This window comes from Streptomyces aurantiacus (assembly GCF_001418335.1).
Classification (GTDB): domain Bacteria; phylum Actinomycetota; class Actinomycetes; order Streptomycetales; family Streptomycetaceae; genus Streptomyces; species Streptomyces aurantiacus.
Genome location: NZ_LIPP01000485.1, coordinates 1 through 6449, shown reverse-complemented (window position 1 = coordinate 6449; position 6449 = coordinate 1). Strand labels below are relative to the sequence as shown.

5 protein-coding genes are annotated in these 6449 nt (G+C 71.7%); 4 read left to right on the top strand and 1 reads right to left on the bottom strand.

Features of this window, described 5'->3' with window-relative positions; genetic code table 11:
* The coding region (locus tag AOK01_RS39250; RefSeq protein WP_425424797.1) for an ABC transporter ATP-binding protein at window positions 1-1390 on the bottom strand (1390 nt) is incomplete at its 3' end.
* 239 nt (window positions 1391-1629) lie between these two features.
* Between AOK01_RS39250 and AOK01_RS39245 the strand changes: the two genes are divergently transcribed.
* The 4 genes from AOK01_RS39245 to AOK01_RS39230 all read left to right on the top strand — a co-directional run.
* Entirely contained in the window at window positions 1630-3213 is a 1584-nt protein-coding gene (locus AOK01_RS39245; protein ID WP_055520318.1) for an ABC transporter substrate-binding protein, read from the top strand.
* A gap of 2 nt (window positions 3214-3215) precedes the next feature.
* On the top strand, window positions 3216-4172 hold the full coding sequence (locus AOK01_RS39240) for an ABC transporter permease (RefSeq protein WP_055520316.1): 957 nt from the start codon (window positions 3216-3218) through the stop codon (window positions 4170-4172).
* Complete coding sequence (locus AOK01_RS39235) at window positions 4169-5068, top strand: ABC transporter permease (protein WP_055520314.1); 900 nt, start codon at window positions 4169-4171, stop codon at window positions 5066-5068. Before AOK01_RS39240 ends, AOK01_RS39235 begins: the two co-directional genes overlap by 4 nt.
* Window positions 5068-6449 (top strand): ATP-binding cassette domain-containing protein (locus AOK01_RS39230; RefSeq protein ID WP_055520312.1); only part of this gene is annotated, 1382 nt, incomplete at its 3' end. The genes AOK01_RS39235 and AOK01_RS39230, both read left to right, overlap by 1 nt.

Here is a 6449-nt window from a genome sequence, read left to right as displayed (position 1 = left end):
GCAGCGCCGCGCGCACGGTCGCCTCGTCGGCGTCCGCGTCGTCCATGCCGTACGCGACGTTCTCCCGCACCGTCCCGTCGAACAGGATCGACTCCTGCGGCACGACCGACACGAAGCGCCGGTAGGTGCGCAGGTCCAGGGCGTTCATGTCGGCCCCGTCGAGCAGCACCCGGCCCGACGTCGGCCGGACGAAACCGATGACGAGGCTGAGCACCGTCGACTTTCCGGCGCCCGAGGCGCCGACGAGCGCGATCGTCTCGCCCGGCGCGACGGAGAGGCTGAAGTCCCGTACGGCGGGCCGGTCGGTGTCCTCGTACGCATAGCCCACACCCTCGAAGTCGACGGCTCCGCGCAGCGAGTCGAGCCGCGCCTTGCCCTCGTTGTCCTCCAGTTCGGGGGCCTGGAGGACCTCACCGACGGACCGTACGGACTCCAGGCCCTTGGTGATGACGGGCGCCAGCCCCGCCAGGGTGGTCGTGGAGTTGGTCAGGGTGGTCAGGAACGCGCTGAGCATGACGACGTCACCGGGGGAGACGGCCCACACGCCGTAGTACGCGACGAGGGCGGCCGCGGTGAGGAAGACGACCCCGATCATGTTCAGGAACACCCAGGCCAGCGAGGCGAAGCGCCCGTTGAGGAGGTCGAGGCGCAGCCCCGAGGCGAGGACCTTGTGCAGCGTGCCGTCCATGCGCCGCAGGGCCTTGCCCTCCAGACCGTGCGCCCGGGTGACCGAGATGAGCCGGGTCATCTCGGTCACCCGCGAGGACAGGTGCTCGACCTCGTGCCGGAAGTCCTCGTTGTGGACGCGCAGCCGGCCCCGCAGCCGCGCGACGAGCAGCGCCGCGACGGGGACCACGCAGAGGAAGACGGGGACGAACTCGGGGGTGCGTACGGCGATGATGACGAGCCCGCCGGTGAGCACGGTGACCGCGCCGAGCCCGGTCTCGGCGGTCTGCTGCACCATCTGTTCGACCGTCTCCACGTCACGGACGACCTTCGCCTGGAGGACGCCCGCGCTGACGCGTGAGTGGTAGCCGATGGAGAGCTGCTGCATGCGCGTGCACAGCGCGGATCGCAGGCCCGTGCCCATGCGGCGCACGCTGCCGTACAGCAGCCGCACGTACAGCAGGTGCAGCGGCATGTTGACCGCCAGGACGAAGAGGATGACACCGGCGCTGAGCCAGAGGTCTCCGATCGGACCGTGCCGCACGACCGTGTCGATGATGGTCGCGGTGATCAGCGGCAGCAGCCAGACCGGGCTGTGCTTGACGGTGAAGACGGCGAAGGCGCCGGCGAGCCGCCATCGGTCGGCGCGGAAGAGATAGACGAGCGTGCGGACGGGATGCTCGCCGCGGTAGCGGTGGTCGAGCGGTTTCTCCCACGAGGCCATGGTGGCCTTCCCTCCCCAGGGAGTCGTGAACACACAGGGCAAGCGCTTTCTCCCCAGGTCTCGATCACCTACACCCGTCGGGCCCGGCTTCTCCGGGCCAGGTAACGGCTCGGTTTCCGACGTAAATTTCCGCGGTCGGAGGGTTGGCGGGGCACTTCCGGCTGGTTATCGTTCACGCACTTCACTCAATCGTTCCGCTGAACGAATAGCGAACGAATAGCGAGAGGGACGGTCGGCCCATGCCCGACATCCACCACCCGGGACGGCGCTCCGTCCTCGCCGCGGCAGCCGCGGGCAGCGCGTCGCTCGGTGCGTCCTGGCTGCTCACCGGCTGTACGGGCGCCTCGGCCGCCCCCGCACTGCCCAAGGGCGCCAAGCAGGGCACCCCCGACCGCGGCGGAACCCTCCGCATCGCCCGGCCGCCCGCCTCCGAGGCCGAGACCCTGGACCCGGCGAGCGCCCTGTCCGCGTACGAATACCTGGGCGCCCTCTACAACCGCCTGGTGCGCGTCGGCGCGAACGGCGACCTCGCGCCCGACCTCGCCGAGTCCTGGGAACCGGACGCCGAGGCACGCACCTGGACCTTCCGCATCCGCAAGGGCGTCACCTTCCACGACGGCCACCGGCTCACCTCCGCCGACGCCGCGTACACCCTGCGCCACATCCTCGACAAGGAGACGGCGTCCCCGCAGGCCGCCGTCCTCGCCCCGCTCGTCGACCCGAAGAAACTGCGAACTCCCGACGCCCATACGCTCGTTGTGCCGCTGAAGACCCCCAACGCGGAGTTCCCGAGCCTCCTCACCCACTACAACTGCTATGTCATTCCCGACGGCAGCGCCCGCGGTATCGGCCGCACCGGCATCGGAACCGGCCCCTTCGCGCTGGAGTCCTTCGCACCCGCGGGACCCGGCCGGATCACCGCGTTCGAGGACCACTGGGCGGGCCGCCCCGTCCTGGACGCCATCGACTTCTACTCCGTCGCCGACATGTCGGCCCGTTCGAACGCCCTGCTCGCCGGACAGGTCGACCTCCTCTCGCAGACCAACCTGGACTTCGCGACCGCCCGGGTCGTCGCCGCCTCCGACCGCGCGACCATCGCCCGCGTCGAGAACGCCCAGTGGTACGTGCTGCCGATGCTCACCACGGAGAAGCCCTTCACCGACGTACGGGTCCGGCAGGCGATGAAACTGGCCTACGACCCCGAGTACGTGGTGAAGGTCGCCCTCCAGGGCGCGGGCACGCCCGGCTGGGACAACCCCGTGCCGCCGAGTGACCCCGCCCACCTCGCCACCCATCCCGAGCACGACCCGGAACAGGCCCGCCACCTGCTGAAGAAGGCAGGCCACGAGGACCTGACGGTCGACCTCTACACGTCCTCGTACGACCCGGTCTTCACACCCATGGCCCTCGCCTACCAGGACTCGGCCAGGCGGGCCGGAATCCGGGTCCGGGTGAAGACGGCCGCGGCGGACTCGTACTACACGCAGATCTGGATGAAGAAGCCGCTCATGGCCACCTACTGGTACACCGGCCGACCCGTCGACCAGCTGTTCACGCAGGTCTTCCGCAGCGGCTCCTCCTACAACGAGACCGCCTGGTCGGACAAGGGGTTCGACGCGCTGCTCGACCGGGCCAGGCAGGAGACCGACGACACGCGGCGGCGCGAACTGTACGGCGAGGCGCAGACCTTCGTCGTCGAGAAGGGCGGGGCGATGACCCCGATGTTCGCCGACCGGCTCGTCGGCATCTCGCGCAACGTACGCGGATACGCCGAGCACGGCTTCGAGTTCGACTACCTCGGCATCGGCCTGAAGGGGGCCTGACCATGCTCTCGTTCATCGTCCGCCGCGTCCTCGCCGCCGTCGGCACGCTCGTCCTCTCCTCCGTCCTCGTCTTCCTCGCCGTCCAGGCCCTGCCCGGCGACGTCGCCACCCAGGTCCTCGGCAAGGACGCCACCCCCGACGCGGTCGCCGCCCTGCGCGAGAAGCTCAAGCTCGACCAGCCCGCCTGGGAGCGGTACGCCGACTGGATCGGCGGCGCCCTGCACGGCGACTTCGGAGCCTCCCTCGTCTCCGGCAAGGCGGTCGGCGGCGAAGTCGGCATGTACCTCGGCAACTCCGCGCTCATCGCCCTGGTGACCGTCCTGTTCGCCGTCACCGGCTCGATCGTCCTCGGCATCCTCGCCGGCCTCTACCGCGACCGCTGGCCCGACCACCTCATCTCCACGGTCAGCCTCGTCGGCATGAGCGTCCCCGAGTTCGTCGTCGCCACCGTGCTCGTGCTCTGCTTCTCGGTCGCCCTGCCCTGGTTCCCCGCGGTCGTCCTGTACGGCCCCGAGGCCACCGTCGGCCAGCTCATGCCCGCCGTCTGGCTGCCCGCCCTCGCACTCGCCGTCGTCATGGCCGCGTACATCGTCCGGATGGCCCGCACGTCCGTCATCGACGTCATGGCGAGCGAGTACGTCACCACGGCCCGCCTCAAGGGCCTGTCGACCTGGCGCGTCGTCACCCGGCACGCCCTGCCGAGCGCCCTGCTGCCGACCCTGCACGTCATCGCACTGAACGTCGCCTGGCTCGCGGGCGGCGTCGCCGTCGTCGAGAACGTCTTCAACTACCCCGGCATCGGAAAGCTGATGCTCGCCTCCGTCCAGAACCGGGATTTGCCCGTCATCCAGGCCATCGCACTGATCAGCGCGGTCGTGTACGTCGTCTGCAACCTGGCCGCGGACCTCGGCGCCATGGCCCTCAACCCCAAGCTCCGTACGCGCGGGAGGACCCGATGACCACCCTCGACACCCCGGCGGCCACCCCCGCCGTCCCCGCCGCGCCGCGGTCCGCCGCGGCCCGCGCCTGGCGCACCGTGCGCTCCTCACGGGCGGCCTCCATCGGCCTCGCGATCGTCGCCGTCCATGTCCTGATCGCCCTGCTCGCACCGGTCCTCACCTCCTACGACCCGATCGCCAACAACGCCGACCAGGCACTCCTCGGCCCGAGCGCGCAGCACTGGGCAGGGACCGACCAGTACGGCCGCGACGTGCTGGCCCGCGTCCTGTACGGCGGCCGGTACGCCCTCGGCGTCTCCGTCGCCGCGACCCTGGTGACCCTGCTGATCGGCACCGTCGTCGGCTGCGCCGCCGCCCTGCGCGGCGGCTGGTTCGACGACGTACTGGGACGCGTCCTCGACGCGGTGCTCTCCATCCCGTCGGTGCTCGCGCTGCTGGTCGTCGTCACCGCGCTGGGCACCGGCCCGTCGGTCATCGTCCTCGCCATCGCGATCGTGTACGTGCCCCAGGTCGTACGAGTCGTACGGGGCGCCGCACTGGCGGTCGTCCCCGCCGACTACGTGACCGCGGCACGGGCCCGGGGCGAGAGCACCTGGGCGATCCTGCGGCGCGAGATCCTGCCCAACATCACCGACGTGGTGTGCGTCGAGTTCGCGATGCGGGCCTCCTGGGTCGTGCTGCTCATCTCGTCGCTGTCCTTCCTCGGCTTCGGCGCCGATCCGCCGACGCCCGACTGGGGCCTGATGGTGGCCGAGAACCGCACCGCCATCACCGTCGTCCCCATGGCGAGCCTCGCACCGATCATCGCCCTGGCCACGCTCGTGGTGGGGCTCAACCTCGCGGCCGACGGCCTGTCCAAGGCATGGGGCGTCGACCGGATCAGGGAGGGGTCCTGATGACCGCCGCCGTGCCCGTGAACCCACTCGTGTCCGTGAACCCGCTCGTGTCCGTGGATTCGCTGTGCGTCGCCTACCGTTCGGGCGGCGCGGACGTGCCCGTGGTGCGTGAGGTGTCCCTGGAGGTACTGCCCGGCCGGACCCACGCGCTGGTCGGCGAGTCGGGCAGCGGCAAGTCGACCGTCGCGGCCACGCTGCTCGGGCATCTGCGGCACGGGTCGCGGGTGACCGGCGGTTCGGTACGGATCGCCGGGGCCGACGTGTTCGCCCTGCCCGCACGGGAGTTGAGGCGGCTGCGGGGCGGCACGGTGGCCATGGTCGCGCAGAACGCCGGGCACGCCCTGACCCCCTCCATGCGGATCGGACGCCAGATCGCGGAGGCCGGCGGTGACGTACCCGTGGTCGACCTCCTCGAACAGGTCCGGCTGCCCCGCCCCGCCGAACTCGCCCGCCGCTACCCGCACGAGCTCTCCGGCGGCCAGCAGCAGCGCGTCGCCATTGCCATGGCCATCGCCGCCCGCCCCCAGGTCCTCGTCCTCGACGAGCCGACGACCGGGCTCGACGTCATCACCCAGCGCGGTGTCCTCGACCTGATCGGCGCACTGCGCGACGAACTCGGCCTGTCCGCGGTCCTGGTGAGCCACGACCTCGGAGTCGTCGCGCACATGGCCGACGAGGTGACCGTGCTGCGGTCCGGGCGGGTCGTGGAGGCGGCGCCCACCGGCCGGCTCTTCGCGGCGCCCCAGGACCCGTACACCAGACGCCTCCTGGCGAGCGTGCCGCGGCTCGACGACGAAGGGCTCGCGCGGGCCGGCGAGGCGGGGGAGCGGGAGGTGCGGCCCAGGGCGGTAATCCCCGACGGGGCTCCCGTCGCCGTCACCGCCCGGGACGTCACCGTCGACTACGGGACCAGCCGTGCCGTGGACGGCGTCTCCTTCGACGTACGACGCGGCGAAGTCCTCGCGCTCGTGGGGGAGTCGGGCAGTGGCAAGTCCACGCTCGCCTGGACACTGGCGGGGCTGCGGACGCCGTCCGGCGGGACGATGGCGCATGGGGCGGGCCACGGGCCTGACGGCAAGTCGGGTGACCTCGCCCGGCCCGCCGGGAAGCGGCCGCTCTCGCTGCGGCGTCGGGTCCAGCTCGTCTTCCAGAACGCCGACACCTCCCTCAACCCGCGCCGGTCCGTCGGCGACGCGGTGCGGCGGCCCCTGCGGTTCTTCGGCACGGCCGACACCCGCGCCGAGACCGCCGCGCGGGCCCGGCAGCTCATCGCCGACGTACGCCTCGACCCCGACCTCGCCGAGCGGCTGCCCGCGCAGCTCTCCGGCGGGCAGCGGCAGCGCATCGGGATCGCGCGGGCGCTCGCCGGCGAGCCGGACGT